This window comes from Devosia sp. (genome assembly GCF_024707125.1).
Lineage (GTDB): Bacteria > Pseudomonadota > Alphaproteobacteria > Rhizobiales > Devosiaceae > Devosia.
The window spans coordinates 281,753-307,089 of sequence record NZ_JANQAH010000005.1; the positions used below are offsets into that span (position 1 = coordinate 281,753).

The window sequence follows — 25,337 nt, forward strand, 5'->3', positions numbered from 1 at the left end:
AAGAGGAGACCCAATTGGTACACGTCAAAACGAAAATCGACCGTCCCGATCCCGCGCTGGTCGCGGAACTGGCAAAATACGGCACAGCAACCATCCACGAAGCTCAGGGGCGTCTTGGCGCGCTCAGCTCGCGCCTGAAGCCGGTGGATCGCTCCATGTCGCTCTGCGGCCCGGCTTTCACCGTCAAATGCGCGCCGCGCGACAATATCATGCTGCAGGTGGCGATTTCCTACGCCAAGGCCGGCGACGTCGTCGTGGTTTCGGCCGGCGAGTATGAAGAGGCAGGCTCCTTCGGCGACGTGCTCGCCAATGCCTGCCTTGCCAAGGGTATTGCGGGTCTTGTGACCGATACCGGCGTGCGCGACACGGCCGAACTGATCAAGCTTGGCTTTCCGGTGTTTTCGCTCAGCCACTGCATCAAGGGCACGGTCAAGGAGACCATCGGGCAGGTCAACGATCCCGTCATCGTTGGTGGCGAGATCGTCTATCCCGGCGACATCATCCGCGGCGATGCCGATGGCCTGGTTGTCGTGCGCCGCGAAAGCGCGGCCTTTGCGGCTGAAAAGTCCAGGGAACGCGAAGCCGCCGAGGCCGGCTATATCGCCGCCTACAAGGCCGGCAAAAGCGTCATCGAAGTCTCCAACCTTGCCGGTGTTCTCGCCGCCAAGGGTCTGACCACCGACGAGTAGTTCTTCCTCTCCTCCCTGACTGAAGGCGCCACGAAAGTGGCGCCTTTTTTGTTGCCGCGTCGGGAACAGAAGAAAGCCCGGGACGATTGTCCCGGGCTCTCCGCTCGTCGGTCTGATGGGGGACATCAGGAGCCGAGAAGCAGCCTTGGTCCGATGAGAACGATGTCCGGGAACAGCGCCAGAAGAATGGTAAAACCCATCATGATCAGCAGATAGGGCATGGTCACCTTCGCGATATAGCCGGTGCTTTTCTTGGTAATGTTCTGGATGACCGCGAAGTTGAAGGCGACGGGTGGTGTGATCTGCGCCATTTCGACGACCAGCACGATGAAGATGCCGAACCAGACCTTGTCGAAGCCGGCAGCCTCGACGATGGGCAGGACTACGGGCAGGGTGGTCGCGATCATCGAGAAGCCTTCGAGCGCGGTTCCGAGGATCAGATAGAGGATCATCAGCACGACTATCAGCATGATCGGCGACAGGTTCCAGCCATTGACCATGCCGGCAACGGCTTCCGGAACACCGAGAATGGCGGTGATATTGCCCAGGACCGAGGCGCCAAGGATGATGATGCCCATGACCGAACAGGTCTGGACAGCTCCGAGCGCGATATCCCGCACGGACGCCCAGGTCAGGGCGCGCTGGCTGAGAGCGACGATCAGGGCACCAACAACACCCAGTGCGGCGGCTTCCGACGGCGTTGCAAGGCCGCCATACATGGAACCGAGCACGCAGAGGATCAGGAACATTGCGGGCCAAAGATCCTTGAGTGCGGCGAGGCGCTCGCGGAAGGGCATGTGACGCAGTTCGCGTTCGCCCTCGGGCACCATGTCCTTGTTCATCGACGTGTGGATCATGATCCAGCCGCTGAACACTGCCGCGAGCAAGACACCGGGGATGAAGCCAGCAGTGAAGAGGCGAAGGACCGACTCTTCGGCGAGAACGCCATACATGATCATGACGGTCGATGGTGGGATCAGGAAGCCGAGCGTGCCCGCTCCGGCAAGGCTGCCGATAGCGACGTCGGGCGAATAGCCGCGGCGCAGCAGTTCCTTGAGCGTCATGCGACCCACGACCTGTGTGGTCGCAGCCGAGGAACCGGAAATGGCGGCGAAGATCGAGCAACCGATGACGTTGACGTGCAGCAGACGACCGGGGAGCAAGCCAGCCCAGGGAGCGAGGCCGGAAAAGAGGGCTGCCGAGAGCTTGGTGCGGAACAGGAATTCACCCATCAAGACGAAGAGCGGCAGGGCCACCAAGTCCGGCGTCGTCATGATGTTGAAGACATATTGCGGCAGCAGGCGATCCATGGGGATGGACGTAAAGAGCCAACCAAGACCAACGGCGGTAGCGAGGAGGGCAATGCCAATCCACATGCCCACCGACAGAAACCCGAATAGAAGGCCGAAGAGGCCAGTGAGTACTGCGGCCATGGTCAGCCCTCGATCTGTGTGGCAGCGCCCAGTTCAGGGCGTTCAAGTGGGCTGTTCGCAAGGCTCAGGATGGCGCGAACGACCATCTGCAACGCAAGAACGACAGCGCCAACGCTTAGGGCAACCTGGGGTATCCAGAGCGGGGTGAAACTATCCTGGGAGACTTCACCGCTCAGGAAGGTCCGGTAAGTGAACTGCACCAGTGTCACCGCGAGATACACCGTTATGGCGGCACCCAAGAGGGCGGACAGGATTTCCATGAGGCGGGCGTAGCGACCGTTTTTGGCGCGCAACAGTAGTTCAACGCGGATTTGCTGACCGGCGCGGAGTGTCATACCCGAGCCCAGAAGGAAGGCCCCACCCATGAGATAGGCGCTGTACTCCCAGCCAATGCCGATACCCGACGGCAGCGATGGGATGAAGCGAGCTGCCAGGGCCGCGAAGATTTCCGCGAGAATTAGGCCAGTCAGAGCGACAATACAGGCGGCGGCGAGAAAGGCGGCAATGAGCGAGGTCCAGTCCGCGACGCTTTCCAGCGTCGCGGTGAAGCCCTTCGACACGCCATGGGTCGAAGTGTCGATCATCATTGGGTTGCCTTGTACTGCTCTACGATCGGACCGGCATCGGGGACACGGGCCACGAAGTCGGTCTGCAATTGCTGGGCCTTCTCGACCATCTGGGTGCGCAGGTCATCGGGGATGGCGACCAATTCCATGCCGTTTTCCTGCATGGTCTTTATGCTGTCGACATCGCCCTGGCGCGAGACTTCCCAGAATTCGGGTTCGAGTTTTGCGGCGACTTCCTCAATCGCGGTTTGCTGTTCAGGCGTCAGACGATTCCAGGAGTCGAGGTTGATAGTCACCATGTTTGACCCCCACGTGTGGTTGGTCGGATAGATGTATTTCATGAATTCCCAGAACTTTCCGTCGACACCAGAGGTCGCCGAGGTGGCGACACCTTCGACGCGGCCAGAGGCGAGGGCGGGGATCAGTTCGCCCCACGGCATGGCAACGCCAGCCATGCCTATGGCACTGACCACATCCACCGTGTTCTTGTCGGCGCCGCGAACCGGAATGCCATTGAAGTCGTCGATGCTGTCGACCTGGACCTTGAGGTACACATATTGGGCCGGCGAAGGCACGAGGTAGAGGATCTTCTGGTTGTTCTCCTCGGCGATCTTCTCAAAGGCCGGGCGGACGAACTCGTGGTAGTTCTTGAGTTCGTCCATCGAAGAGACGAGGAACGGAACGCCTTCGACGCCGAACAGTGGATTAACGCCAACCTGCTGGCTGATATTGATGTCAGCCATGTCGACGAGGCCATCGCGAACCGCGGTCAGTTGGTCAGGGCCCTTGAAGCCGAGCGAGCCGCCGGCCTTGACCGAAATGTTGACCTGGCCATCGGTTGCGGTGCTGACTTCCTGCGAAAAGCGGGTGGCGTTCTGCACCATGAAGTTGGTCTCGGGGAGAACGTCCGAAAGATTGAGCGTTGTCTGCGCGGAGACCGGAGCCGCTATGGCAAATGCGCCTGCGACACCGAGCGCGGCGACGAGACCTGCTGCCCGTGCATGGGTGAGCATACTGAATTCCTTTCCCTTGGGTCCGTCGGACGAGCTCCCTATGCTCGGTCCGCGAACGGGCATTGCCCTGCCGTCAAGCACGGAGATCGGCATGCTCGCCGAGCGCCGTGTGACGATACGGTCACGCTAATGCGACGTTAACGAGAGGAGGAAATTGCACGTAGGTCTGACGTGATCGGGAATTCTTATATGTTCGGCTCCCGAGCCTATTGGCCCTTTACACCGGCCAAACATAAAATAATCTGATCACAGCCGCCCCAAGCAGAGCTGATCATTATGGATACCCGTCGTCTCCACGCCTTCGTCAAGATCGTCGATATCGGCAGCCTGACCCGTGCAGCGGCCATTCTGCATATCGCCCAGCCGGCCCTCAGTCAGCAGATCGTTGCGCTTGAAACCCATTTTGGCCGCCAGTTGCTCGTGCGATCGAAGCGCGGAGTGATCCCTACCGAAGCGGGCAAAGCGCTCTACCGGCACGCCCAGGTAATGCTGCGCCAGCTAGATCAGGCCCAGATCGACATCGAGAACACCGGCACGCAGATCGCCGGGCAGGTCAACGTCGGCCTCGCGCCATTGAGTACCGCGACCACGCTGGCGCTGCCTCTCTTGAAAGCGGTGCGCGAGAAATATCCTGGAATCGTGCTGCAGATAAACGAAAACATCGGTGGCGTGATCAGCGAGATGATCATGACGGGGAAGATGGATCTCGCCTTTATTTATGATCCCGGTACGATCCGGGGCGTGAAATTTGAGCCGATCCTGACGGAGGACCTGTTTCTCGTGGCACCCAAGCCACTATTGGCTGCCGGGAGTGTCGACCGTGCCGAGATAGCGGCGGAAGACGTCGCCCGGCTAGATCTTGTGCTGCCGACCAAGATTCACACCGTGCGCCAGCTCGTCGACCTGAACTTTCGTCGCGTCGGCGTCGATGCCCGTGTAATAGCCGAGATCGAGTCCGTGCCAACGATTGCCCGTGCCGTTTGGGCCGGGCTTGGAGCGACCATCCTTCCGTGGTCATCGGCAAATGCGATTGCTTCGGGGCACGACGACGTGGCCGTGCAACGGATCACCTCGCCATCGATGCAGATGAAGGTCTCTCTCTGCACTTCGGACCAGTGGCCGCTTTCCGAGCCGGCCCAGGTGGTGAACGACCTCCTCGCCGACATCGCTCATGCTTACGCTTCCGAACATCAGGCTGATGGCCTCAAGCCCATGGGGCGCAAGGAACGCAAGCGCCAGGCGGCATAGATCATAGGGTTTCCTTATCACCGCATAGGGACATTCTGCTGTTACCAACTTGGCCAGAGCACCGGCAAAGTCGGGCTACGCAAGAGCGAACAGCGAGTTTGGATATGACGAAACCCCACATCCTTCAGATGGGTGCATACCCCGCCTGGGACGTCGAAGCGCTGGAGGAGCGCTTCGTGTTGCACCGCTATTTTGAAGCACAGGACAAGCAAGCTTTCGTGGCAGAGCATGGTGCCAACATCCGCGGTATTGCCACGCGCGGCGAACTGGGTGCCAGCAAGGAACTCATCGAAGCTCTTCCTTCCCTCGAGGTTATCTCGGTCTACGGCGTTGGTTTCGATGCCGTGAATCTCGATGCCGCCCGTGCCCGTGGCATTCGGGTGACCAATACGCCTGACGTCTTGACTAAGGACGTCGCTGATCTCGCGCTCGCCATGATGCTGGCTTCGTCCCGCGACGTGGTCGGGGCCTCGGCCTGGGTACGTTCAGGCAATTGGGCGGGGCAGGGCAACTACCCGCTCCAACGGCGAGCTTTCGGCAAGCGCGCCGGTGTGTTGGGCCTTGGGAGGATTGGCTTCGAGGTCGCAAAACGTCTCGCAGGTTTCGACATGGACATCGCCTATTGCGACGTCTCTGCCAAAGACTTTGCTGGCGACTGGCAGTTCATCGACAGTGCCAGGGACCTGGCCGCACGCTCGGACTTCCTCTTCGTGACACTGACGGGTGGCGCCGCTACCCGCCATGTAGTCGATCGCGAAGTGATCGATGCGCTCGGCCCCGAGGGAATGTTGATCAACGTTTCGCGCGCCTCCAATATCGACGAAGACGCTCTGCTTTCCGCACTTGAAGAGCGTCGCCTCGGATGGGCTGCGCTCGACGTTTTCGAGGGTGAGCCGCGGATTAATCCGCGCTTCCTTGCGCTCGACAACGTTCTGCTTCAGCCTCACCAAGCTTCGGGCACCGTCGAGACACGCAAGGCAATGGGCAAACTCGTGCATGATAACCTGGTCGCTCATTTTGATGGCGCCCCGCTTTTGACCCCGGTGATCTGATGACCATTACGCGCTCAATCGTCATTCATGGTGCCAAGGATCTTCGGATCGAAGAGGGCGAAGCGGAGACCTGCGGTCCCGGCCAGGTTCTGGTGCGGATCGAACGGGGGGATTTGTGGATCCGACCTGCATTACTTCAACCATGGTGGCTTTGGCGCTGTGCGTCTGCGCGAGCCTATGGTGCTGGGCCATGAAGTCTCTGGACGCATCGAAGCGCTTGGAGAAGGCGTTGACAACCTCCGCGTCGGCGACCTCGTGGCCGTTAGTCCATCACGTCCCTGCCGATCATGCTCGTACTGTCTTGAGGGCAAACCGAACCACTGCCTCAACATGCGCTTCTATGGCTCGGCCATGCCTTTCCCGCACATCCAGGGAGCGTTCCGCGAGCTGCTGGTTGCAGACGCCAGTCAATGCATCGTCGCAAACGGCCTGAGCGCGGGCGAGGCGGCAATGGCAGAACCGCTCGCCGTTTGCCTCCATGCCGTGCGCCAGGCCGGCGAAGTTCTGGGCAAGCGCATACTGGTTACCGGCAGCGGGCCGATAGGCGTACTCTGCGTCCTTGCAGCTCGCCGTGCTGGCGCTGCCGAGATCGTGGTCACTGACATTACCGACCAGACGCTGGCACATGCGCGAACCGCCGGTGCAGACCGAACGATAAATACCGCGACGGAAACGGACGCCATGACCGCGTACGGCGCCAACAAAGGCTATTTCGACATTCACCTCGAATGTTCGGGAGCCCCGGCGGCGCTGGCGAGCGGCATCGCCGCCTTGCGGCCCAAGGGCGTTCTGGTGCAACTCGGCATGGGCGGCGACATGAATGTTCCGATGCAGGCGATTACGGTCAAGGAACTCAACCTCCGGGGTTCGTTCCGCTTCCACGAGGAGTTCGCTACGGCCGTGTCGTTGATGCGGGGTGGGCTGATCGAGGTAAAGCCATTGATCACTCATTCGGTGCCGCTCGAACAGGCGGCTAGTGGCTTCTATCTCGCCTCCGACCGTCAGCTGGCGATGAAGGTACAGATCGAAATGGCTTGAGCTCACCATTGGTTTGATACGAAAAAGGCCCCGCCTCGGCGGGGCCTTTTTGCTCGTCGTGCCGTCTACCAGGTTTCTCCGGCAGTCAACAGATCCACCCGCCACCGGCAGATGGTGTCGGTGATATCGGCAAGCGGGGCTTCACCATCGACAACAAGCACGTCGGCCTCGCCTTTCGGTCTTTCCAGCGTGCGTAACTGGCTGTCGAGAAGCGAGGGGGGCATGTAGTGGCCCTTGCGCTCACCCATGCGGGTTTCGAGCACCTCGCGGCGTAGGTCGAGCATGGCGAAGCGCAGGTGCGGTCCCGCGGCGACACGCAGACGATCTCGATAGGCCAGTTTGAGAGCGGAACAACTGACAACGGCGCCTCGACCCGAGGCAGCTGCAGCGGCGACAGCTTCGCCGATCCGGTCCAGCCACGGAAGGCGATCGGCATCATCGAGGGGAATGCCTGCGGCCATTTTGGCAACGCTGACCTCCGAATGCAGCGTATCGCCTTCGATAAACGGCACGCCCCATGTTTCCGCCAGCATGCGACCGACGGTCGACTTGCCGGACCCACTCACACCCATGACGATGAATTGGGTGGACATGGTTAGAGTGACGCCGTGATGCCGCCATCCACAAACAGTGTATGGCCATTGATAAAGCTGGATGCGTCTGAAGCAAGGAAGACGGCTGCCCCGACCAGTTCTTCGACATTGCCCCAGCGGCCTGCGGGGGTGCGTTTTTCGAGCCAGGCGGAAAATTCGGGATTGTCCACGAGCGCCTGGTTCAAGGGCGTCTTGAAGTAGCCCGGTGCGATAGCGTTGATCTGCAGACCGTATTTGGCCCAGTCGGTACACATGCCGCGGGTGAGATTCCGTACCGCGCCCTTGGTTGCCGTATAAGGCGCGATGCCGGGACGGGCCAGTTCAGCCTGCACCGAAGCGATATTGATGATCTTGCCTCGGCCGCGGCTAATCATGTGCCGCGCCACGGCCTGCCCGGCGTAGAAGACACTCGACACGTTGGTTGTCAGCAACTGTTCCCACCTGTCGGCAGGAAAGTCCTCGAGCGGGCTCCGAAACTGCATTCCGGCGTTATTGATGAGGACGTCGATGGGGCCGAGGCTCTTTTCGACGCGTTCGACGCCGGAAACGACCGCCTCGTGCGAGGTTACGTCAAATGGAGCGCCCTCGACGTCAAGCCCTTGGTTTCGTAGATCGCGCGATGCTGCCTCGAGTTTGTCCGCGTCGCGTCCGTTGAGTACCACGCGCGCGCCGTGTTCCGCCATGCCCTTGGCCAGCGCGAAGCCGATGCCCTGGCTTGAACCGGTAATCAGGCAAAGGCGGCCCCTGAGGTCAAAAAGGGTAGATGTCATGGAAATGCAGTCCTGAAAGCGTGCGATTGAATTGCCGAAGAGCGAACCTTCTTCGCTGGACCTGCACTATGAAGTCGGGGCGGGGGTGAGGCAAAGACGATGTGGTACTGATGAAATAGCCAATCGCGATGACGGCAGCGGCAGGTCGATGGGCTAGCCCTTGGAACGGTCTCGACCCTTCACAACCCCAAGGAAAGTCGCCATGAGCAACTCCGTGTTGGCCTCGCGTTTCGTTACCTCATCCCACCCCGCGCTCACCGTCGCCCGTACGGCGGCATTTCTCGTAGCTGGCAGTGCCCTCATCACGCTGGCCGCGAAGGTGAGCGTACCGGTCTGGCCGGTGCCGGTTACGCTTCAGACCCTGGCAGTGGCGTTTCTGTCCGCTATTGCGGGCCGAAAGCTGGGCGTCGCTATTGTGCTGACCTATCTGGCGCAAGGCATGGCGGGCTTGCCAGTCTTCGCGAGCGGCGGCGGCATGGCCTATTTCGCAGGCCCCACTGCAGGCTTTCTGATCGCCTATCTGCCAATGGCCTACATCATCGGCTGGGCTGCGGACCGAGGCGCGGCACGTCGCCCCGTGCTAATGCTCACGACAATGCTGTTTGCCGACGCACTTCTGATGGCCATCGGTTTTGTCTGGCTGCTCAGCATGGCCGGTGCCGCATCTTGGATTGACAGCTCCAATCCCGTTCAGTCTGCGTGGCAAGGCGCCGTCGAGCCCTTCATTGTTTGGGATGCCCTCAAAATGGGTCTGGCCGCAGCTTTCGCGTGGGTCTGCAGCCAAGCTTCGCGGCGCGGACGAGACTAGACGCCATTTCGCTGCCCGTCGGTGCAAGTTGGGCAACGCAACGCCAACTTTGCGGGTCTGCACAACTCTAGCCAACGGTCAGCTCCTGTTGACTTTCGTCGCTTGGCGCAACCATGAAGCGCAGGAAGCCGCGGAGCCAGCAGGCGAAGGCGGCGGCCCAGGCGAGGGCGGCCAGCGCGTAGTGCGGGCCGACCAGCCCATCGGCAAGGCCAAGTTCAGGCAGGACGCGAACGAGTACTGCAACAAGCACGAGGACGAAGGCGGCGTGGCTCCAGCCTGGGAGCAGCAGGTCGCGGCCGGTGTGCCGCAGGCCGGCGATAGAAAGAACGGCGATGACGGCAAGGCCGAGCGCGCCCATGGAGACAATGTGCAGACCCGTGGAGGGCGCGATGGGCAGCCCGAGGCCGGCAAGGCCGATAGCGGTGAGCCCCAGGCCCGAGAGCAGGTTGGCGCAGGCTAGGGCGAGCACCTCGGCGCGAAAGAGCGGACGGCCTATGAACCACTCGGCCAGGCGATCGAAAAACGCGGCGGCGGCAGCAAGTGCAAGGAAGGCAGGGGCCTGTGATGTGGGCAGGATGATAGCCGATATGGCGTAGAGCGCGGTGAGGGCGCCGGCGAGATTGCGGCGGCCAGGATGAGGGCGATAGCGGCGCGTTTCGCCTGTGGGATCGATGGCGTGGTTGATGGTGACGACATTGATCCGGGTGACCGATAGCGCCATGAGAATGACGAAGACGATCAACGCACTTTGCAGCAGTGTTTGCGAGAGGGCATGGTCGCCAAGAATCCAGCTCGCTCGAATGGCGATTTCAAGGCCCAGCATCGTCAGGACCCATATGGCAAAGGCGGCGTGACTGGTGTTGCGGCGCCGGATCATGGGGTCGATGATGGCCCAGGAGAGCAGGGCGAGAAAGGCCGCGTCGGTGAGGCCTGACGGGGCGATCATCCAGTCGGCGCCGACAAGGCCGGCAACGCGACCGGGCAGCCACAGGCCCAAAAGAGCGAGCAGCGAATTGCCGCGCCAGCGCGGTGTGTTGGTCCATTCGGGCACCGCGGAGATGAGAAAGCCGGCCAGTGCCATGCCATAGGTGCCAAAGATCATCTCATGGGCGTGCCACTGGCTGGTCGGCACTGAGCCGGCGAGGGGCAGGTCGAAGGCGTAGAGCAGCACCCAGATGACGGGCCAGATGGCGCCATGAATGGCCGCGGCGGGGAAGAAAAGCCGCAGCCCTTCGCTCAGGATCGGTGGCTCAGGCTTCACGCGCGCACCCGTTCGTCATACCCAAATAGCTCGGCAAAGGCGGGGTCGGCCGACCAGCTTTCGACCAGCTCGAAAATCTGGCGACTTGTCCGCTGGCCGGGCATCCCTGCAATGTCGCGGCGGGAAACGACGCCGCCTTCTGCGCTGGAGAGCACCACCAGCCGGTTGGCGATGCGGACGGCCTCGGCCAGATCATGGGTGACGAACAGGGCCGAGAAGCTGTCGCGGCCAGCGGCTTCGATGACAAGGTCCTGCAAGATGCGTTTGAGGCCGACGTCGACGGCGGTGAATGGCTCGTCGAAATAGATCATTTGCGGGCTGACGACCAAGGCTCGAGCCACTGAGGCGCGCTGGCGCATGCCACCCGAAAGTTCGATCGGATACTTATCGAAGTCGCCCGTAGCCAAGCCAACCTGCAGCGCGCGCTCGGCAGCGATCTCCCGAGCCGCATGGCGGGAATTGCCGCTAACGCGCAGGCCATAGGCGATATTGTCGAGTGTCGTCAGCCATGGCAGCAGGCGCGGTTCCTGGAACACAACGGCATGACGATCATAGTTGCGCGCGACGGTGCCGCGGGCCGGTTCGACGAGGTCGGCGGCGATCTGCAGGATAGTGGTCTTGCCGCAGCCCGAGGGGCCGATCAACGCCACGACTTCGCCGCCGCCCAGGCTGAGGTCGAAACCCTCGATGACGGTCTTGCCAAAGTAGTGGTGGCCGATGTCTTCCAGAGCCAGCCTCATCGTTTAACGCCCCAGGGAATGCCGGCGGCGCGCCAACGCTCCAGTGCCTCGCGGACCGGCTGGAGCAGCAGGTATTCCGTCATCAGCGCGAAAATCACGACCAGCAGGATCCAGGCCATGACCTGGGGGATGTCGAAGAGAGCCCGTGAATTGGCAAGAGCGCCACCAATGCCCCCGGTATTGGAGAGGACCTCGGCCATGACGACCACTTTCCAGGCATTCCCGGCGGTCGTGATCCAAGCGGGGTAAAGGTATGAGAGGAGATGGGGCAAGGTGACGGTGCGGAAGCGTGTGAACGAAGAGGCGCCGTAGGAGCGCGCCATCTGTTCCAGCGACCGATCGCGCGTTGCGACGCCTTCCAGCCCGCCAGCAAATGCGATGGGGAAGGAGGCGATGACGACGGTGAGAATGGCCGAGCCACCGCTCGAGCCGAACCAGATGATGGCCAGCACGATCCAGGCGATCGGCGGCACGCCCATAAGCAGCGTGACCATGGGGCGCAGGAGGCGCATGGCGGCGAAAAAGTACCCGGCAAGCGTGCCCAGTACGGTGCCGATCAAGGCCGCCAGGAGAAAACCTACCAGGGCCCGAAAAATAGAATTGCCGGCAATCTCGGCAACGCCAGGCATGGAATAGAGATCGATCAGCGCCAATACGGTTTCGAGCGGCGATGGCAGAATGAACGAGCCATAGATTTCGTGGCCAAACTGCCAGACCGCGGCAAAGCAGAAAAGACCGGCAGCGCCCGCCCAGCCCGCCCAGACATAGCGGCCAATCCACGCGGCAGCCGAGAGCAGCGCACGCGTGGGGCGAAGAAGGATGGTTGCGAACATAGGGCGTCGACCAAAAGATGGGCGCGGATCGTCTCCGCGCCCAATAGGGACTAGAGGGCGTAGAAACCGTCATCGGGCAGCTTGCCCCCAATGATGCGCGGATCGGCCTCGGCCAGCACGTTGAACAGGGCTTCGATCTCGGCTTTCGCCGACTGGGCGCGGCGTGCCACGAGATTGGAATGGCCGACGGCTTCGGCGATCACCGGCACTGGCAGGCCGAGCGCTTCGGCGGCCAAGGCGGCGGCCTCTTGTGGTCGGGCGTTGACGATCTCGACGGCGCGTTCGATCGCCTGCTGCAGCACTTCGATGCCGTCATCGCCAATGCGCTCACCAAGGCTGGCGGTGACGGCAAGGCCCGGAGAGGGCTGGCTCGAGGTGCCGGTGGCGGCAAACCATTCTTCGCGGACATTGATCGAGCGGTAGAGCGTCTTACCTGCGGCCTTGGCGGCTGCGATGGCACCACTCGCCACCGGTTCGGGAACAGCGATGGCGTCGACGCGCCCGGCCAGCAGCAATTGCATGCCTTCGGGTGGGGTCGCCGTGTATTCGATGGTCACATCCGTGCCGACAACAAGGCCGGCCTCGCTGAAGAGGCGCTGCAGCATGTAGTCGGGCATGTCGTTCTTGAAGGGGCAGGCAATTGTCTTCCCCTTGAGGTCGGCTGTTGTCTGGATACCTTCGTCCGCGGAAACGACGTAGAGCAGACCATCGGTCAGTGTATTGGCGAGGCGCACGGACAGGCCGCGATTGTAAAAATTGGCGGCGGCATAGACCGGCACGATCACAGCCGACATATCGCCCGAAGCAATGCCGGCGCGCATTTCATCCGGGTTGCGCCAGACGGCGAAGGAGATGCCGGGAGCCACTTTGGCAAGCTCGGCATCCTGGGCGGCTTGCGCCAAGATCAGCGACGGCGTTGCCGGCGGGCCCCAGAGTACCAACGGCGCCTGCTGTGCCCGCACCAGCGACGGCGCGAGCAGTGCGCCAGCAACGCCAGCCGACGCGCCTGCGACAAACTTGCGACGAGTGATCATATCCAACTCTCCAGAAGGACCGACCGGGGACAATTCCCTGATCAGTTAACATGTATTCAAAAGTCATGTTTTGATAACGCGGGTTCTAGGACCCCGCCATGCGGCAGCGCGCCACACCCTGAAGATTTATGACTTGTATAGTCAGCATAATTGATGTCAGGATTTTGGTAAATTACCAAAATCGAGATTCTGATGAGCCAGATGCCACGCTTTGATGCTTCCGCGGCCCGCACCTATGACAAGGGCATGCCGCAGCGAGTTCCCGGTTATACGTTGGGGCTGGAGTTGGCTGCAGCGGTGCTGGCGAGCCGACTTCCCGTCGCCGCCCATATTCTGGTCGTCGGAGCGGGCACGGGGGCAGAGATCCTTCATCTTGCGCCATTGCAGCCGGGCTGGCGCTTTACGGCACTCGATATTTCTCAAGCCATGCTGGATGTGGCGCGCGAACGCCTTGATGAAGCTGGATTTGCTGATCGCGTTGATTTCGTTTCGAGCGCGATGCAGGTGGCTGAGGGTTTACCAGCTCATGATGCAGGGCTCGCGCAACTGGTTACCCAGTTCGTGCCGCATGCTGAAAAGCCGGCCTTTTACGCCGGGATTGCCAAGGCGTTGGCGGAAGGCGCACCGCTGTTGAGCCTCGACTATCGCCCTGATTTGTTTGCGGACACGACGACGCTGCGCAACTGGGCCTTGCAGGCAGGCGCGACGCCCGATGCGGCTGATGTCATGCTGTCGCGGATCAAGGACAGTTGGTATATTCCCTCCGAGAAAGATCTCACCAGGGCGTGGCTCGGGGCTGGGCTGATTGCCGAGGCTCGCTATATGCAGGCGCTGGCCTACACCGGCACCATTCTGCGCCGGCAATCATAAGGAAAACCGCGCTGAGCAGCGATGTCCGAAGGCGCATTCTGGATGCGGCGCAGACCATCATAGATACCGAGGGACTGCCGGCTCTGACCCAGCCGAAGGTCGCGAAGGCGGCTGGCGTCAGGCAATCGCACCTGACCTACTATTTTCCGCGCCGGACAGATCTTCTGTCCGGTCTATTGGAGCATTCCCACGAAAGCGCGGGGCATTCCGAGCCGGAGGCCGATCTCGCGGTCGAACTGGCCCGCTTGCTGTTCGATCCGCGGCGGGCCCGCTTCTTTCTTGCGGTGGTAGTCGAAACCTGTGGCTCGGAGGAGGGGAGGCGGGCGACGTCAGCACATATGGCTGGTTTCGGTGCCTATCTGGCCGCTAGATTTGCGCGAACCGTGGACGATCCGGCAGTCCTCGCGCTCATGGCGCAACTGCGCGGCATGTCGTTGCAAAACCTTGTCGATCCCATCGGCTTCGAAGAGGGCGCCAAGCAGATCGCGGCGGCGGCTCGGCAACTTGGATTGCAGCTGCCGAGCAACGCCCTATAGATCGCCCGCTCGCATCGGTGTGATCCCGGTCGTGTCTTCGCCGCGCTGGAAAGCGATGGCCAGCCGAAAACTCTGGGCGATTCGCTCGGCGCGATCGATAAAAATGGCTGCGGTGTCGGGGTGGCAGACGGTGTCGACTGTTTGCTTGAAGAGAATCAGCCAGCGCACAAAGTGCTCATCTGCCAATTGCGGAATCGCCAGGTGCTTTGGCATTGGGCGGCCCTCATAGCGCCCGGTGCCCAGCAGCATTGCCGACCAGAAATCATACATCTGGCCCAAGTGATGCGGCCATTGTGCATTGGCGATTTTGCTATCGAAGACCGGCGCCAGCAGTTCGTCGCGCCTTACGAGGTCGTAAAAGCTGTCGACGACGAGCTTGACGCCGTCTTCGTCCAATCCGGGCGGCGGCTCGCGTCCTGGTGCTTTTGGATGCATGGGCCGCTTCAGGTCGGATCTGTTGATCGCGTTGAGAAAGGCCGCCGGCGAAGGGGGAGGGGTGTTCTCTGATCCCTCATAGAGAAATTCGTAGCGTATGCTCGCATTGGCCGAAACGTGGAGGCGATGCGCCTGGCGTGGCATCAGGGCGATTGAGGCGCCAAGGCCAACGCGACGCCGCTGTCCATCCTGTGGCGTTTCGATCTCCGCCTGGCCGCTCAGCAGATGAACGCGTGCCCAGATGCCATTTGGCGTTTCGCGCAGGCCGGTCGTTCCCTCGGGCAAAATTTCGATGTCGCTTTGCGCAAGGCGTCGCATTTGCGTCGAGGGAGTTGTCACGGTTCTGTCCTTTGAACTCTCGATATGAGATGAAGGTGTATATAAAATACATGTTATTGGATCCCTGCTACCTGCAGTTCTCGTCGGGCAGCACCCGCACCCCGACGGGCGTCCTGGTCCGCCACAAGGCCCTGATGGCCAACTGCGTGGCGATCACGCGTGACGGCCTGCAGGTCGTGCCCAGCGACCGCGCCATCTCGTGGCTGCCGCTCTATCACGACATGGGGCTGATCGGCTTCCTGCTGGCCCCGCTGAGCTGCCAGATGTCGGTCGACCTGCTGCCCACCGCGGGCCTTCGTCCGCCGCCCGCTGCTGTGGATCGACCTGATCTCGCGCAACAAGGCCACTATCGCCTACAGCCCCACCTTCGGTTACGAGCTCTGCGCTCGACGCGTCCAGGGCCAATCGCTCGACGCCTATGACCTCAGCCACTGGCGCCAGGCCGGCCTGGGCGGCGACATGATCCGCATGCCGCCGCTGAAGGCCTTCGTCGAGGCGTTCGGGCCGGCGGGCTTCTCCGACAAGCGCGTTCGTGGCCAGCTACGGCATGGCCGAGGCGACCCTGGCCCTGTCGATGGCCCCGCTGGGCAAGGGCCTGCGCGCCGAGACCCTGGACGTCGAGCGCCTGGAGCGCGACGCCGTGGCCGTCGACGCCCCGGAAGGCTCCGAGCGGGCGCGGGATTTCGCGCGCTGCGGCCCCGCCCTGCCCGGCCACTTCCTGGAAGTGCGTGGCGAGGACGGCCAGGTGCTGCCCGAGCGCGGCGTCGGCCGTATCTTCGCCAAGGGCCCCTCGGTGATGAGCGGTTACTTCGCCAATCCCGAAGAGACGGCCCGCGTGCTGTCGGCCGACGGCTGGCTGGACACCGGCGACCTCGGCTTCAACATCGAGGGCGAGATCGTTATCACCGGCCGCGCCAAGGACCTGATCATCCTCAACGGCCGCAACATCTGGCCGCAGGACCTGGAATGGACGGCCGACCACGAGATCGAGGGCCTGCGCAGCGGCGACGTCTGCGCCTTCGCGATCCCCGCCGAGCCGGAAGACCAGATCGTCGTCCTGGTCCAGGCGCGCGGCGGCGACGCCGACAGCCGCGCGGCGCTGGTCGAGCAAGTCGCGACCCTGCTGCGCACCCGCCACGGCGTCGAGGCCAAGGTGAAGCTGGTCGGGGCTCACGCCCTGCCCCAGACCTCGTCGGGCAAGCTCAGCCGCTCCAAGGCCAAGACCGCCTATATGGCCGGCGCGTACGGCGACTGAGGCATGGCGGGCGTCGTCGCCGTCACCGGGGCCACGGGCTTCCTGGGCCGCCATCTGGTGCGCGCCTTGGCTCGCGACGGCTGGACGCCCCGCGTCCTGGTCCGCCGCGACCCGATCCACCTGCTCTGGCGCGACCTCGAGGTCGAGGTGGTGGCCGGCGATCTCGGGACGCCCGGCCCTGGGCCGCCTGAGCCGGCGCGCCAGCGTCGTGATCCACGTGGCCGGTCTGATCAAGGCCTCCTCCCTGGAAGGCTTCAACGCCATCAATCGCGACGGCGCCCTGGCCGCCGCCCGCGCCGCGCGCGAGGCCGGCGCGCGGTTCATCCTGGTGTCCAGCCTGGCCGCCCGCGAGCCGACGCTCTCCCACTACGCGGCCAGCAAGCGCGCGGGCGAAGACGCGGTCCTGGCCGACTCGCCCGACGCGCTGATCGTTCGCCCGCCGGCCATCTACGGACCGGGCGACACCGAGACGCTCGGCGTCTTCAAGCTGGCCGCGAGCAGCCCCGTCCTGCCGGTGCTGTCGTCGGCGTCGCGGGTGGCGATGATCCACGTCCACGACGCCGCGGCGCAGCTGGCCGCCTATTGCCAAAGCCCGATTTCGGGCCTTGTAGAGCTGTCGGATGTGCGGCGCGACGGTTACACCTGGGCGGAAATCATGAGCGCCGCCGCAAGCGTCATGGGCCGAAAACCAAGGCTGGTAAGGCTTCCGGAAGCGGGTATTCTAGCGGCCGGAGCCCTTGCGGATGCTTGGTCTTTCGCCAGCCAGACCCCTTCCGTCTTCGGTTCTGGCAAGGCGGGAGTTGCTTCACGCCGATTGGACCCCATCTAGCGCTCCGAAGGCGGAGGGAGTACCCAGCGTATTCGGTCTTCTCGACGGTTTCGCTCACACCGTCGATTGGTATCGAACACAGGGTTGGTTGCCCAAAATATCATCGCCTCGCGCAAATGAGGCGGCTATCTGACAGACTCGCCGTTACAGTAGTGTCACGGGTGGGGCTCCCGGAGGTTTGATTTAGAATGGAAACGGTGACGGATCTCAGCTTGCGCGAGATCGGGGGTGGCGGCGAGCAAGGTTCTGGGGCGGCCCGTCGAGGTGCGCTCCGAGTCGCACATCGGCCGCGACCTCGCCGTGGACTCCTGGCCCTCATGAACATCATCATGGAGCTCGAAGACACCTTCGACATCTCCATTCCCCTCGATCGCCTGGCCTCAGTCGAGACCGCCGGCGACCTTTCCAAACTGATCAATGATCTCCGGACTAGGGCTTAACTAATGGGGCTATTCGATAAGCACCTGGCCTATCGCGATGCGTACAAGGCCATCCAGGACGCCGGGGCCGACCCTTCAAGGTTCGTTTCGACGCGGTGCATTCGCCGACGGAAGGCGTGGTGGACGGCCGTCCGACCATCCTGCTCGGCACCAACAACTATCTCGGCCTGACCTTCGACCCCGAGAGGCGTCATCGCCGCTTCGGTCAAGGAAGCGCTGGAGAGGAACGTTCGGCACCGGCACGACCGGTTCCCGCATCGCTCAACGGCAGCTTCCGCGGCGCACGTGGAGCTTGAGGCAGGCGCTGCGCGAAGTTCTACGGCACCACCGGCGCGATCGTCTTCTCGACCGGCTACCAGGCCAATCTGGGCATCCTGTCGACGCTGGCTGGCAAGGGCGACCACCTGATTCTCGACGCCGACAGCCACGCGAGCATCTACGACGGCTCGCGCAAGCAGGGCGTCGCGGAGGTCGTCCGCTTCCGCCACAACAGCCTCGAGGATCTCGACAAGCGCCTGCGTCGCTCCCCGCCGACGCCGGGCGAAGCCTGATGGTGGTGGAAGGCGTCTATTCGATGATCGGCGACGTCGCCCCGCTGAAGGAAATCGTCGCCGTCAAGCGCGAGCATGGCGCCATGGTACCTGCTGGTCCGACGAGGCCCATTCGATGGGCTGTTACGGCCCCAATGGCCGTGGTCGTGGCCGAAGCGGCACTGGGCGTGCGAGGACGATGTCGACTTCATCGTCGGCACCTTCTCCAAGTCGGTGGGCACCGTCGGCGGCTTCTGCGTGTCGAACCTGGACCGAATTCGACGTCGATGCGCGTCACCTGCCGCCCCTACATGTTCACCGCCTCGCTGCCGCCCAGCCGTGGTCGCCTCGACCATCACCGCCCTGCGTCGCATGATCGAGCAGCCTGAGCTGCGCGACCGCCTGAACCACAACGCCAAGCGTCTGTACGACGGCCTGACCGCTCTGGGCTTCCACACCGGCCCGACGGCCAGCCCGGTGGTCGCCACGACCATGCCGGACCAGGAACGCGCCATCGCCATGTGGAACGGCCTGCTGCACGCCGGCGTCTACCTGAACCTGGCCCTGCCGCCCGCCACGCCGGACAGCCGTCCGCTGCTGCGCGCCAGCGTCAGCGCCGCCCACACCGACGAGCAGATCGACGCGGTCCTCAAGACCTTCGCCGAAATCGGCGCGGCCCTGGGCGTGATCGAGCCCCTCAAGCGCGCCCGCGCCTGAGACCGCTCCCATCCGACACGAAGACGCCCGGGCTCGACGCCCGGGCGTTTTTGTTTGGGCGATCGGTCAGACCGTCCGCCGCCGGGTTCTCCAGACCTTGAGCAGCACGCCCGGCGCGGCGAGGATCGGATGGCGTTCTCGCCAGGGCGTGACCTCGACCCGCACGCCGGTGTGGCGCTGGATCTTCCAGGCGGCGTAGCGCGCCGCGCCCTGGAAGGTGAAGGCCGCCTTGACCAGGCGCGCGACGTTCAGCGGCTTGCCCAGCAGCTTGCGCGGTCCCCAGGCCTTGCGCAGGCGCGACCGCTCGGCCTGGCTCGGAGGCTCGCCCTGGTCTGCGCGCACCGCCTCCATGACGTGATCGTAGCGTTCGGGATCGTAGGCCAGGATCGAGACTTCGCGTCCGGCCTTCTCCACCCGCAGCTCGGCCTTGTAGGTCTCCTGGAACAGGGCGGTCCATAGCGCCCGCGGCGCGGCGCCGACCGGTCCGAGCGCCTGGGCGAAGCGCGCGGCCGTGCGGCAGGCCTCGGTCACCGCGTCGACGACCGTCTCTCGCACGCCCTCGGCGGCCCAGACCAGGGCGCTGGGCTGGACGAAGCGCGCCCAAATGGTGGTGTCCGCCCCCGCGCCCGTGACCGCCCGCTGGAACTGGGCCAGGGTCATGGAGGCGACCTTGGCGCGCAGGGCCTGACCGTCGAGCTCGATCTCGTGATAACTGACGTCCGGCCACAGCAGGCGCGTGAACACGCCGCGCCAGCCGGCTGGAGGCGCCTCGGTCAGGACGTAGTAGTCCAGCACGCCGCTCAGGTCGCCGGTCCGCAGGATCGAGCCGTAGAACAGCACCGCCCGCGCGCCCGGAAACAACATCGCGAGCCGCTCGGCGAAGGCGGTGATCGGCGCGGGCGTCGGCGTGGAGAGCTCGGCCGCGACGAGGTCGCGAAGCTTGGTCATCCGACCAGGAACCGCAGCGCCGGGCCGAGGCCGATGGTCAGGTCCCCGCCCTCGAAGATCTCACCGTCCAGAACGAACGGCGCGCCGCCGGCCAGGAGGACCTGGCTGGGGTCACGGCGGCGATAGCCCATGCTCTCCAGGCCGGGAACGATCCTGCCGCTCAGCAGCACCGGCAGGGCCTTCAGCAGGCGGCGGGCGGCGCGTCGACGTCCAGCAGCTTCAGCCCCTCGCGCGGCGCGCCGAAGGGCTTCAGACCGAACGGCAGGCGCTTGAGGGCCGTGGCCAGGACGGCGAAGCGGTCGCCCGGGGGCTGGTCCTCGCCGTCCAGGACGAGCCGGGCCGGCACGCCCTCGCGCCATTCGTCGCGCGCCCCGCCGAACACCGCGCCCAGCGAGGCCGTGACGATGGTGACGCCCACGGCGAGGTTATGGAAGAAGCCGACCTTGTGGACCTTCTGCGATAGCCCGGTGGCCTTCACCGGCGCGCCCACGCCGAAGAAGAAGCCCTGCAGGCAGGGGCGACCGTCCTCCCAGTTGATGCGCAGCGGCGGGCGCGACTTGATCACCGGCTCGCTGCGGCGCGCCGCCACCAGGGCCTCCTCCAGCCGCCAGCCCCTCGGGCGTGCCCAGGTCGATGGCCAGAACATTGGTCTTGCCGGACGGCAGCACCGCCAGCAGCGGCAGGTCCTCGCCGAAAAGGTGTGGGGCAGCAGGCTGATGACGTCGCGGACCGTGCCGTCGCCGCCGTCGATGACCAGCAGGTCCAGTCCCTCGCGGGCGAAGTCGTTCAGGGCGAACCTCAGCGCCTCGCGTCCGACCGGCTCGACCAGGCGCACGCCCTCGGGCGGCGGTCCCGGCGGGCGCGCCCGGTTGCCGTGGCTCTTCGGATTGCGAACGACCCCGATGCGCGTCATTTCGATAGCCAAGACTGATCGAGCCCTTCGGCGCGGCCAGGCCCTGCAGGATCTGTATGGCGTGAACGGCGAAGCACACGGCCGTCCAGACCGCCACCAGGGTGAAGCCGATGTCCGGCCGTCCCGCGAGGGCGCAGGCCGTCATCAGGATCAGGTTCGGGTTCCGACGCGCGGTGATCAGGCGGAAGAAGCTGTCGAACGGCCGCCAGGCGTGCATCTCCAGCTTGAAGAGGGCCAGGAAGATCCCCTCCTCCACCCGCTGGGCGACATAGCCGCCGATGACGATCGCCAAGCTGAGCGGCGCGTAGGGGATGGACTGGCCGACCGCGTAGACGCCGACGAACCACGCCCACCACCAGAACGGCGGGTGCAGCAGGTCGATGCCGTGGTCGAAGACATTGCCCCACTTCGACGAGGTCAGGGTCACGCGCGCCAGCTTGCCGTCGACCGTGTCGAGGAAGGTCATGATCCAGGCGCAGACCAGGCCCCAGCCGAACTCACCCCGCCAGAACAGCCAGGTGGCCGCCAGGGTGAGCAGGAAGCCCAGGAAGGTCACCTGGTTGGGCGTCATCTTCGCGATCGCCGCCCAGCGGGTGACGATCCGGGCCGGCGTCGGCCAGACGTACTTGGTGACGAGGTCAGTGACGCCCTTGTAGGAGCCCTGGAACAGGCGCTTTTCGACGGCGCGGACGGTTTCGGGCGTCAGGCGCTCCAGCACCGGCGGCTCGCGCTTGCGCAGGGCGCTGTTGTAGGCCGAGCCCAGCTCCAGGGCCGTCAACCGCGTCAGGCGGGGATCCAGGCCGGACGGATCCTGGCCCGCCGCCAGCGCGTCGGCGACCGCCTTGGCCAGGGCCGCGGGCGCATGGGCCGCCACGGCGCGCCCGGCGTCGTCGACCAGCACCGCGCCCTCGCGGCCCGCCAGCGCCTTGATCAGCGACTCGTCGAACACCCAGCCGGCGTCGACGGCGACCACGGGGCGCGACGCATCGGCCGTCGTCGCCTCGACCAGGCCGAGCCGGCGATAGATGCGCGACAGGCGCTCGCGCGAGGTCATGCCCCAGATCCGGCCGCCCGCCTGGCCCACGGTCACGGCCAGCGGCCCGTCACCCGCCGTATTTTGTATTTCAGCGCTCAAGAACTCATATACCCCTTGAATCCCGCGCCGATTGATAAGCAGCTTCGGCTGCTTCGACCAGAACGACACGAACCGTCTTGTCCATATACCGCATCGCCCATCTGTCCGACCCCCACCTGCCGCCGCCGCCGGGGCCTTCGGATGGAAGGACATCTTCACAAAACGCCTTCTCAGCCGCATCGCCTGGCGCAAGAAGCGCAAGGTTCACCGCCCCGAGGTGCTCAAGGCGCTGGTGGCCGACGTGAAGGCCGCCGCGCCCGATCATGTGGTGATCAGCGGCGATCTCACCAACTTCGCATCGCATACGGAGATTTCGGCGGCGCGCGCCTGGCTGGAGTCGCTGGGCGCCCCGGCCGACTTCACCGTCAGCCCCGGCAATCACGACGCCCTGGCCGGCCGCGGGGGACACGAGCGCTCGCGCCCTGGACGCCCTGGCTGGGCGACGCGGGCGAAGCCCCAGCTTCCCGCAGGTGCGCATCCGAGGTCCGGTCGCGATCTTCAACCTCTGCTCGGCCACGCCCACCGCGCCGCACCTGGCCACCGGCCGGCTGGGCGAGGACCAGCTCGCGCGCCTCGACGCGGCCCTGGCCGATCCGGCCCACGCCGATCGCTTCCGCCTGGTGGTGCTGCACCATCCGCCCGCACGAGGGCGCGGTCTCAAAGCGCAAGTCGCTGGACGATCGCCAGGTGCCTGCGCCGAGATCCTCGAGCGTCGCGGCGCCGATCTGGTGGTCCACGGCCACGCGCACGAGGCCCTGCTCGATCGCCGCGCGGTCCCGGACGGCGCGACCATCCCGGTGCTGGGCGTCCCGTCCGCCTCGGCCAAGCCCCAGCCGCCACGCTCCCGCCCGCTGGCACGCCATCGAGATCGAACCCCGCGCCGCCGGCGGGTTCGACCACGCGGATCGTGGCGCGGGGGATCGAGCCGGGGCGCGAGGGGATAGGCGAGCTTGGCCGGTTCAGCCTCGTCTTCGGCGAGCGCCGCTCAGCGCGGATAGCGGATCTTGATCCGTATGGTGTTGTCGCCCGGCTTCACGACGAAGCGCGCGGCGTCGAACGAGGGCGCGGCGTAGCGGGTCGGGGCGTCGTTGGAACAGCCATAGCCCTCCATGGGAACGCCCAGGGTGTTGCGGTTGAAATCCTTGTCCGCGTTGGCGTCGTGATAGACGGCGACCGCGTAGGCGTCGGCGGGGGGCAGGCTGAAGCAGGCCTGGGTCATCGGGGCCGAGGTCTTGACCCGCTGACGCACCAGCTTGCCGCGCGGCGCCAGGAACCGCTCCGGATCCGACGGATAGACGGTGATCGTCACCTCGCCGGCGTTCGACCGCAGCGCGCGCCCACCTGCACGCCGTCAGGCGAATTCCGGACTTGCGTTGCCGGCACAGTCCTTCTCGGGCAGCGGACGAGCGCGCGGCCCTCGGCGTGCGCCGCACCTGCAGCCGTCGTCGCGAAGATCGCGCCAACGAGAACGGATCGTGCTTTCATCTAAAACGGGCCGCATCCCTATTGTTACGCGCAGGCGACATCAGCCTGAAGTTCCCGGCTTCTCATGACCAATCCCACCGCCCTGGCGTTCGGCTATCCCGGTTCCAAGATCGCGGAGACCGATCACTGGCTGATTCTGGTCCGTCCCAAGCAACCGACATTTGGGTCTTTGGTGCTGGTGTGCAAGGAAGCGGTTCAGGCGTTCTCCGAGGTGAGTCGCAGCCGCCTTCGCCGATCTTCAGGTGGCGGTCGGCGGAATCGAACGCCTGCTGAAGGCGCTCGTGGGTCTACGCGCCGAAGATCAACTATCTGATGCTGATGATGGTCGATCACGACGTCCATTTCCACGTGCTGCCGCGCTACGCCGGCGCGCGCGAGCACGAGGGCCAGAGCTTTCCCGACGCCGGCTGGCCGGCCGCCCCCGCCCTGGGCGCGGCGGTCGAGTTGTCGCCCGACGCGGTCGAGCGCCTGGCCAAGCAATTCGCCCAGGCCTGGGTCCAAGCGTGAGCGCCAGGGAAATGTCCACCGGCGGCTTGCGGCTGATCGACCGCTATCTGCTGCGCCCTGCCCTGTGCCTCTGGCCGCTCGTCGGCTGCCTGGGCGTCACCGTCGTCGCCCTGCTGCTGGAGCGCATCCTGCGCCTGCTGGACGCCCTGTCCCAGAGCAGCGCCCGGTTCGGCTACGTCGCCCAGCTCGCCGCCAATCTGGTGCCGCACTATCTGGGCTTGGCCCTGCCCGTCGCGTTCTTCGTGGCCCTGTTCATCGTCATCGTTAGGCTGTCGGACGGCTCCGAGGTCGACGCCCTGCTGGCCAGCGGCCAGTCGCTGGAGCGGATCGCCGCGCCCTTCCTGGCGGTCGGCCTGTTTCTCAGCGTCTTCAGCCTGATCGTGTTCGGCTACATGCAGCCCTACAGCCGCTACGCCTATCGCGCGCGTCATGCACGCGGCGGTCAACGCCGGCTGGAACGGACGGCCTGGCGGGCGGCGCCTTCATCGACGACAAGGGCTCGCTCCTGACCGCCGACAGCGCCGACATCGCCGGCCAGCGCCTGACGCGGGTCTTCATCCGCCGCCTGGACTCCAAGGGCCAGGAGGAGATCATCACCGCCGCCTCGGCCGACCTCAAGCTGGACGCCGGCGGCAAGACCGTGACCATGGACCTGCGCGACGGCCGCCGCATCGCGCGAGATCCCAGTGGCGAATATCGCAACCTGGCCTTCAACAGCCTGACCACCCAAACCCCGCTGGCGGCGGCCGCCGTCCTGCTGCGCGACCGCGGCGGCGACGAGCGCGAATTGACGCTGGGCGAGCTGGCCAAGCAGGCCAAGTCGCCCAATCCGATCGTCTCCAAGAGCACCCTGCTCAGCGAGCTCTACGGTCGTCTCGCGCGCGCGGCCTTCCTGCCGTTCCTGCCCCTGCTGGCCTTCCCGCTAGGGCTGGCCTCGAAGCGCGGCAATCGCGCCCCCGGCCTGATCATGGCCGGGGTGCTGCTGCTGGCGTTCCAGCACGCTCTCCTGCTGGGCCAGGGCCTGGCCAAGGCCGACAAGGCCGCCGCCGCGCCGGCCATCTGGATTCCTTCTCGCTGTTCGCGGGCTTCGCGGTCTGGCTGTTCGTGGGCAGCCGCACCCGCCCCGGCGACACGCCGGTCTCGCGACTGGTCCGCCGCATCAACAACCTGGTCTCGCGCGTGCTGCGCGCCCTGCCCCTGCCGAAGCGACAACCCGCATGATGCTGCAGCTCTACGTCCTGCGGACCGTCGCCACCCGGATCCTCGGCGCGGCCCTGATCCTGATGGCGATCCTGCAGATCCTCGACCTGCTGGACGTGA

30 protein-coding genes and 4 pseudogenes are annotated in these 25,337 nt (G+C 64.7%); 18 read left to right on the plus strand and 16 right to left on the minus strand.

Annotated features, from left to right (window positions below; genetic code table 11):
• Positions 1-14: 14 nt before the first annotated feature.
• Positions 15-689 (plus strand): 4-carboxy-4-hydroxy-2-oxoadipate aldolase/oxaloacetate decarboxylase, encoded by a 675-nt coding sequence (locus NVV77_RS04895; protein WP_295411314.1) that lies wholly within the window; start codon positions 15-17, stop codon positions 687-689.
• A 125-nt stretch (positions 690-814) separates the two neighbouring features.
• Here NVV77_RS04895 and NVV77_RS04900 read toward each other — a convergent pair whose 3' ends face one another.
• Genes NVV77_RS04900 through NVV77_RS04910 form a run of 3 tightly spaced genes read right to left on the minus strand, consistent with a single transcriptional unit; the run spans position 815 to position 3,701 of the window.
• Positions 815-2,122, minus strand: a complete 1,308-nt coding sequence (locus tag NVV77_RS04900; RefSeq protein ID WP_295411315.1) for a TRAP transporter large permease subunit — start codon at positions 2,120-2,122, stop codon at positions 815-817.
• A 2-nt stretch (positions 2,123-2,124) separates the two neighbouring features.
• Positions 2,125-2,709, minus strand: a complete 585-nt coding sequence (locus tag NVV77_RS04905) for a TRAP transporter small permease subunit (protein ID WP_295411316.1) — start codon at positions 2,707-2,709, stop codon at positions 2,125-2,127.
• On the minus strand, positions 2,706-3,701 hold the full coding sequence (locus tag NVV77_RS04910) for a TRAP transporter substrate-binding protein (protein WP_295411317.1): 996 nt from the start codon (positions 3,699-3,701) through the stop codon (positions 2,706-2,708). The genes NVV77_RS04905 and NVV77_RS04910 overlap by 4 nt, the downstream gene beginning before the upstream one ends.
• A gap of 276 nt (positions 3,702-3,977) precedes the next feature.
• Between NVV77_RS04910 and nac the strand changes: the two genes are divergently transcribed.
• From nac to NVV77_RS04925, 3 genes and pseudogenes are all read left to right on the plus strand, one after another.
• Positions 3,978-4,949 (plus strand): nitrogen assimilation transcriptional regulator NAC, encoded by a 972-nt coding sequence (gene nac, locus NVV77_RS04915; protein ID WP_295411318.1) that lies wholly within the window; start codon positions 3,978-3,980, stop codon positions 4,947-4,949.
• Between the two features lie 104 nt (positions 4,950-5,053).
• A complete protein-coding gene (locus NVV77_RS04920; protein ID WP_295411320.1) occupies positions 5,054-6,001 on the plus strand; it encodes a 2-hydroxyacid dehydrogenase in 948 nt (315 codons plus the stop codon).
• Positions 6,001-7,039, plus strand: a pseudogene (locus tag NVV77_RS04925) (L-idonate 5-dehydrogenase). Before NVV77_RS04920 ends, NVV77_RS04925 begins: the two are co-directional and overlap by 1 nt.
• A 65-nt stretch (positions 7,040-7,104) precedes the next feature.
• Here the strand turns inward: NVV77_RS04925 and NVV77_RS04930 are convergent.
• Complete coding sequence (locus tag NVV77_RS04930) at positions 7,105-7,632, minus strand: gluconokinase (protein WP_295411322.1); 528 nt, start codon at positions 7,630-7,632, stop codon at positions 7,105-7,107.
• Between the two features lie 2 nt (positions 7,633-7,634).
• The gene (locus NVV77_RS04935; RefSeq protein WP_295411324.1) at positions 7,635-8,402 is read right to left on the minus strand and encodes an SDR family oxidoreductase; all 768 of its coding nucleotides are present in this window, start codon (positions 8,400-8,402) and stop codon (positions 7,635-7,637) included.
• 202 nt (positions 8,403-8,604) lie between these two features.
• Between NVV77_RS04935 and NVV77_RS04940 the strand changes: the two genes are divergently transcribed.
• On the plus strand, positions 8,605-9,210 hold the full coding sequence (locus NVV77_RS04940; protein ID WP_295411326.1) for a biotin transporter BioY: 606 nt from the start codon (positions 8,605-8,607) through the stop codon (positions 9,208-9,210).
• A 67-nt stretch (positions 9,211-9,277) separates the two neighbouring features.
• Here NVV77_RS04940 and NVV77_RS04945 read toward each other — a convergent pair whose 3' ends face one another.
• The 4 genes from NVV77_RS04945 to NVV77_RS04960 are packed head-to-tail and all read right to left on the minus strand — an operon-like array spanning position 9,278 to position 13,078.
• Positions 9,278-10,471: an NnrS family protein gene (locus tag NVV77_RS04945; protein ID WP_295411328.1), complete on the minus strand. Its 1,194-nt coding sequence runs from the start codon at positions 10,469-10,471 to the stop codon at positions 9,278-9,280.
• Positions 10,468-11,211 (minus strand): ABC transporter ATP-binding protein, encoded by a 744-nt coding sequence (locus NVV77_RS04950; protein WP_295411330.1) that lies wholly within the window; start codon positions 11,209-11,211, stop codon positions 10,468-10,470. The genes NVV77_RS04945 and NVV77_RS04950 overlap by 4 nt, the downstream gene beginning before the upstream one ends.
• Positions 11,208-12,044 (minus strand): ABC transporter permease, encoded by an 837-nt coding sequence (locus NVV77_RS04955; RefSeq protein WP_295411333.1) that lies wholly within the window; start codon positions 12,042-12,044, stop codon positions 11,208-11,210. The genes NVV77_RS04950 and NVV77_RS04955 overlap by 4 nt, the downstream gene beginning before the upstream one ends.
• 50 nt (positions 12,045-12,094) lie before the next feature.
• Entirely contained in the window at positions 12,095-13,078 is a 984-nt protein-coding gene (locus NVV77_RS04960; RefSeq protein ID WP_295411335.1) for an ABC transporter substrate-binding protein, read from the minus strand.
• A 192-nt stretch (positions 13,079-13,270) separates the two neighbouring features.
• Between NVV77_RS04960 and NVV77_RS04965 the strand changes: the two genes are divergently transcribed.
• The 3 genes and pseudogenes from NVV77_RS04965 (at position 13,271) to NVV77_RS04970 (ending at position 14,484) form a co-directional block, all read left to right on the plus strand.
• On the plus strand, positions 13,271-13,948 hold the full coding sequence (locus NVV77_RS04965) for a class I SAM-dependent methyltransferase (protein WP_295411337.1): 678 nt from the start codon (positions 13,271-13,273) through the stop codon (positions 13,946-13,948).
• A pseudogene (locus NVV77_RS21885) lies at positions 13,864-14,103 on the plus strand (TetR family transcriptional regulator); the annotation flags it as partial. The gene NVV77_RS04965 and the pseudogene NVV77_RS21885, both read left to right, overlap by 85 nt.
• 183 nt (positions 14,104-14,286) lie before the next feature.
• A complete protein-coding gene (locus NVV77_RS04970) occupies positions 14,287-14,484 on the plus strand; it encodes a hypothetical protein (RefSeq protein ID WP_295411340.1) in 198 nt (65 codons plus the stop codon).
• Here the strand turns inward: NVV77_RS04970 and NVV77_RS04975 are convergent.
• A complete protein-coding gene (locus NVV77_RS04975) occupies positions 14,479-15,063 on the minus strand; it encodes a group III truncated hemoglobin (protein WP_295411342.1) in 585 nt (194 codons plus the stop codon). The two genes, NVV77_RS04970 and NVV77_RS04975, sit on opposite strands and share 6 nt — an antisense overlap.
• Positions 15,064-15,287: 224 nt before the next feature.
• On the opposite strand from NVV77_RS04975, the gene NVV77_RS04980 reads away from it, so the two are divergent.
• The 7 genes and pseudogenes from NVV77_RS04980 (at position 15,288) to NVV77_RS05005 (ending at position 19,029) form a co-directional block, all read left to right on the plus strand.
• Entirely contained in the window at positions 15,288-15,680 is a 393-nt protein-coding gene (locus NVV77_RS04980; protein ID WP_295411344.1) for an AMP-binding protein, read from the plus strand.
• A gap of 110 nt (positions 15,681-15,790) precedes the next feature.
• Entirely contained in the window at positions 15,791-16,513 is a 723-nt protein-coding gene (locus NVV77_RS04985) for an AMP-binding protein (RefSeq protein ID WP_295411346.1), read from the plus strand.
• 3 nt (positions 16,514-16,516) lie between these two features.
• Positions 16,517-16,666, plus strand: a pseudogene (locus tag NVV77_RS21890) (NAD-dependent epimerase/dehydratase family protein); the annotation flags it as partial.
• Positions 16,667-16,700: 34 nt separating this feature from the next.
• Positions 16,701-17,342: an NAD-dependent epimerase/dehydratase family protein gene (locus NVV77_RS04995; protein ID WP_367178591.1), complete on the plus strand. Its 642-nt coding sequence runs from the start codon at positions 16,701-16,703 to the stop codon at positions 17,340-17,342.
• Between the two features lie 317 nt (positions 17,343-17,659).
• Positions 17,660-17,782: an acyl carrier protein gene (locus NVV77_RS05000; protein WP_295411350.1), complete on the plus strand. Its 123-nt coding sequence runs from the start codon at positions 17,660-17,662 to the stop codon at positions 17,780-17,782.
• 317 nt (positions 17,783-18,099) lie between these two features.
• A pseudogene (locus tag NVV77_RS21895) lies at positions 18,100-18,333 on the plus strand (aminotransferase class I/II-fold pyridoxal phosphate-dependent enzyme); the annotation flags it as partial.
• Positions 18,334-18,408: 75 nt separating this feature from the next.
• Positions 18,409-19,029, plus strand: a complete 621-nt coding sequence (locus NVV77_RS05005) for an aminotransferase class I/II-fold pyridoxal phosphate-dependent enzyme (protein WP_295411352.1) — start codon at positions 18,409-18,411, stop codon at positions 19,027-19,029.
• A gap of 66 nt (positions 19,030-19,095) precedes the next feature.
• On the opposite strand, the gene NVV77_RS05010 is transcribed toward NVV77_RS05005, so the two are convergent.
• From NVV77_RS05010 to NVV77_RS05035, 6 genes are all read right to left on the minus strand, one after another.
• Entirely contained in the window at positions 19,096-19,977 is an 882-nt protein-coding gene (locus tag NVV77_RS05010) for a hypothetical protein (protein WP_295411354.1), read from the minus strand.
• A complete protein-coding gene (locus NVV77_RS05015; protein WP_295411356.1) occupies positions 19,974-20,147 on the minus strand; it encodes a hypothetical protein in 174 nt (57 codons plus the stop codon). The genes NVV77_RS05010 and NVV77_RS05015 overlap by 4 nt, the downstream gene beginning before the upstream one ends.
• An 11-nt stretch (positions 20,148-20,158) precedes the next feature.
• Positions 20,159-20,455, minus strand: coding sequence for a hypothetical protein (locus NVV77_RS05020; RefSeq protein WP_295411357.1), 297 nt, complete (start codon positions 20,453-20,455; stop codon positions 20,159-20,161).
• Positions 20,403-22,094, minus strand: a complete 1,692-nt coding sequence (locus tag NVV77_RS05025; RefSeq protein ID WP_295411358.1) for a CDP-alcohol phosphatidyltransferase family protein — start codon at positions 22,092-22,094, stop codon at positions 20,403-20,405. Before NVV77_RS05025 ends, NVV77_RS05020 begins: the two co-directional genes overlap by 53 nt.
• A gap of 296 nt (positions 22,095-22,390) precedes the next feature.
• Positions 22,391-22,774: a hypothetical protein gene (locus NVV77_RS05030; protein WP_295411360.1), complete on the minus strand. Its 384-nt coding sequence runs from the start codon at positions 22,772-22,774 to the stop codon at positions 22,391-22,393.
• A gap of 236 nt (positions 22,775-23,010) precedes the next feature.
• Positions 23,011-23,355 (minus strand): DUF2141 domain-containing protein, encoded by a 345-nt coding sequence (locus NVV77_RS05035; RefSeq protein WP_295411395.1) that lies wholly within the window; start codon positions 23,353-23,355, stop codon positions 23,011-23,013.
• 467 nt (positions 23,356-23,822) lie between these two features.
• Here NVV77_RS05035 and NVV77_RS05040 point away from each other — a divergent pair, with 467 nt between their 5' ends.
• The 3 genes from NVV77_RS05040 to NVV77_RS05050 form a co-directional block, all read left to right on the plus strand.
• The gene (locus NVV77_RS05040; protein ID WP_295411363.1) at positions 23,823-24,017 is read left to right on the plus strand and encodes a hypothetical protein; all 195 of its coding nucleotides are present in this window, start codon (positions 23,823-23,825) and stop codon (positions 24,015-24,017) included.
• An 11-nt stretch (positions 24,018-24,028) separates the two neighbouring features.
• Positions 24,029-24,526, plus strand: coding sequence for an LptF/LptG family permease (locus tag NVV77_RS05045; RefSeq protein ID WP_295411365.1), 498 nt, complete (start codon positions 24,029-24,031; stop codon positions 24,524-24,526).
• Positions 24,523-25,337: LptF/LptG family permease (locus NVV77_RS05050; protein ID WP_295411396.1), on the plus strand; the 815-nt coding region annotated here is incomplete at its 3' end. The genes NVV77_RS05045 and NVV77_RS05050, both read left to right, overlap by 4 nt.

Excerpts from the sequence above, each read along its gene's own strand:
- NVV77_RS04900 (WP_295411315.1), bottom strand. The coding sequence starts at position 2,122 with ATGGCCGCAGTACTCACTGGCCTCTTCGGCCTTCTATTCGGGTTTCTG.
- NVV77_RS04905 (WP_295411316.1), bottom strand. The coding sequence starts at position 2,709 with ATGATGATCGACACTTCGACCCATGGCGTGTCGAAGGGCTTCACCGCG.
- NVV77_RS04910 (WP_295411317.1), bottom strand. The coding sequence starts at position 3,701 with ATGCTCACCCATGCACGGGCAGCAGGTCTCGTCGCCGCGCTCGGTGTC.
- nac (WP_295411318.1), top strand. The coding sequence starts at position 3,978 with ATGGATACCCGTCGTCTCCACGCCTTCGTCAAGATCGTCGATATCGGC.
- NVV77_RS04920 (WP_295411320.1), top strand. The coding sequence starts at position 5,054 with ATGACGAAACCCCACATCCTTCAGATGGGTGCATACCCCGCCTGGGAC.
- NVV77_RS04930 (WP_295411322.1), bottom strand. The coding sequence starts at position 7,632 with ATGTCCACCCAATTCATCGTCATGGGTGTGAGTGGGTCCGGCAAGTCG.
- NVV77_RS04935 (WP_295411324.1), bottom strand. The coding sequence starts at position 8,402 with ATGACATCTACCCTTTTTGACCTCAGGGGCCGCCTTTGCCTGATTACC.
- NVV77_RS04940 (WP_295411326.1), top strand. The coding sequence starts at position 8,605 with ATGAGCAACTCCGTGTTGGCCTCGCGTTTCGTTACCTCATCCCACCCC.
- NVV77_RS04950 (WP_295411330.1), bottom strand. The coding sequence starts at position 11,211 with ATGAGGCTGGCTCTGGAAGACATCGGCCACCACTACTTTGGCAAGACC.
- NVV77_RS04955 (WP_295411333.1), bottom strand. The coding sequence starts at position 12,044 with ATGTTCGCAACCATCCTTCTTCGCCCCACGCGTGCGCTGCTCTCGGCT.
- NVV77_RS04960 (WP_295411335.1), bottom strand. The coding sequence starts at position 13,078 with ATGATCACTCGTCGCAAGTTTGTCGCAGGCGCGTCGGCTGGCGTTGCT.
- NVV77_RS04965 (WP_295411337.1), top strand. The coding sequence starts at position 13,271 with ATGAGCCAGATGCCACGCTTTGATGCTTCCGCGGCCCGCACCTATGAC.
- NVV77_RS04970 (WP_295411340.1), top strand. The coding sequence starts at position 14,287 with ATGGCTGGTTTCGGTGCCTATCTGGCCGCTAGATTTGCGCGAACCGTG.
- NVV77_RS04975 (WP_295411342.1), bottom strand. The coding sequence starts at position 15,063 with ATGCCACGCCAGGCGCATCGCCTCCACGTTTCGGCCAATGCGAGCATA.
- NVV77_RS04980 (WP_295411344.1), top strand. The coding sequence starts at position 15,288 with ATGAAGGTGTATATAAAATACATGTTATTGGATCCCTGCTACCTGCAG.
- NVV77_RS05000 (WP_295411350.1), top strand. The coding sequence starts at position 17,660 with ATGAACATCATCATGGAGCTCGAAGACACCTTCGACATCTCCATTCCC.
- NVV77_RS05005 (WP_295411352.1), top strand. The coding sequence starts at position 18,409 with ATGGCGCCATGGTACCTGCTGGTCCGACGAGGCCCATTCGATGGGCTG.
- NVV77_RS05010 (WP_295411354.1), bottom strand. The coding sequence starts at position 19,977 with ATGACCAAGCTTCGCGACCTCGTCGCGGCCGAGCTCTCCACGCCGACG.
- NVV77_RS05040 (WP_295411363.1), top strand. The coding sequence starts at position 23,823 with ATGCTGATGATGGTCGATCACGACGTCCATTTCCACGTGCTGCCGCGC.
- NVV77_RS05045 (WP_295411365.1), top strand. The coding sequence starts at position 24,029 with ATGTCCACCGGCGGCTTGCGGCTGATCGACCGCTATCTGCTGCGCCCT.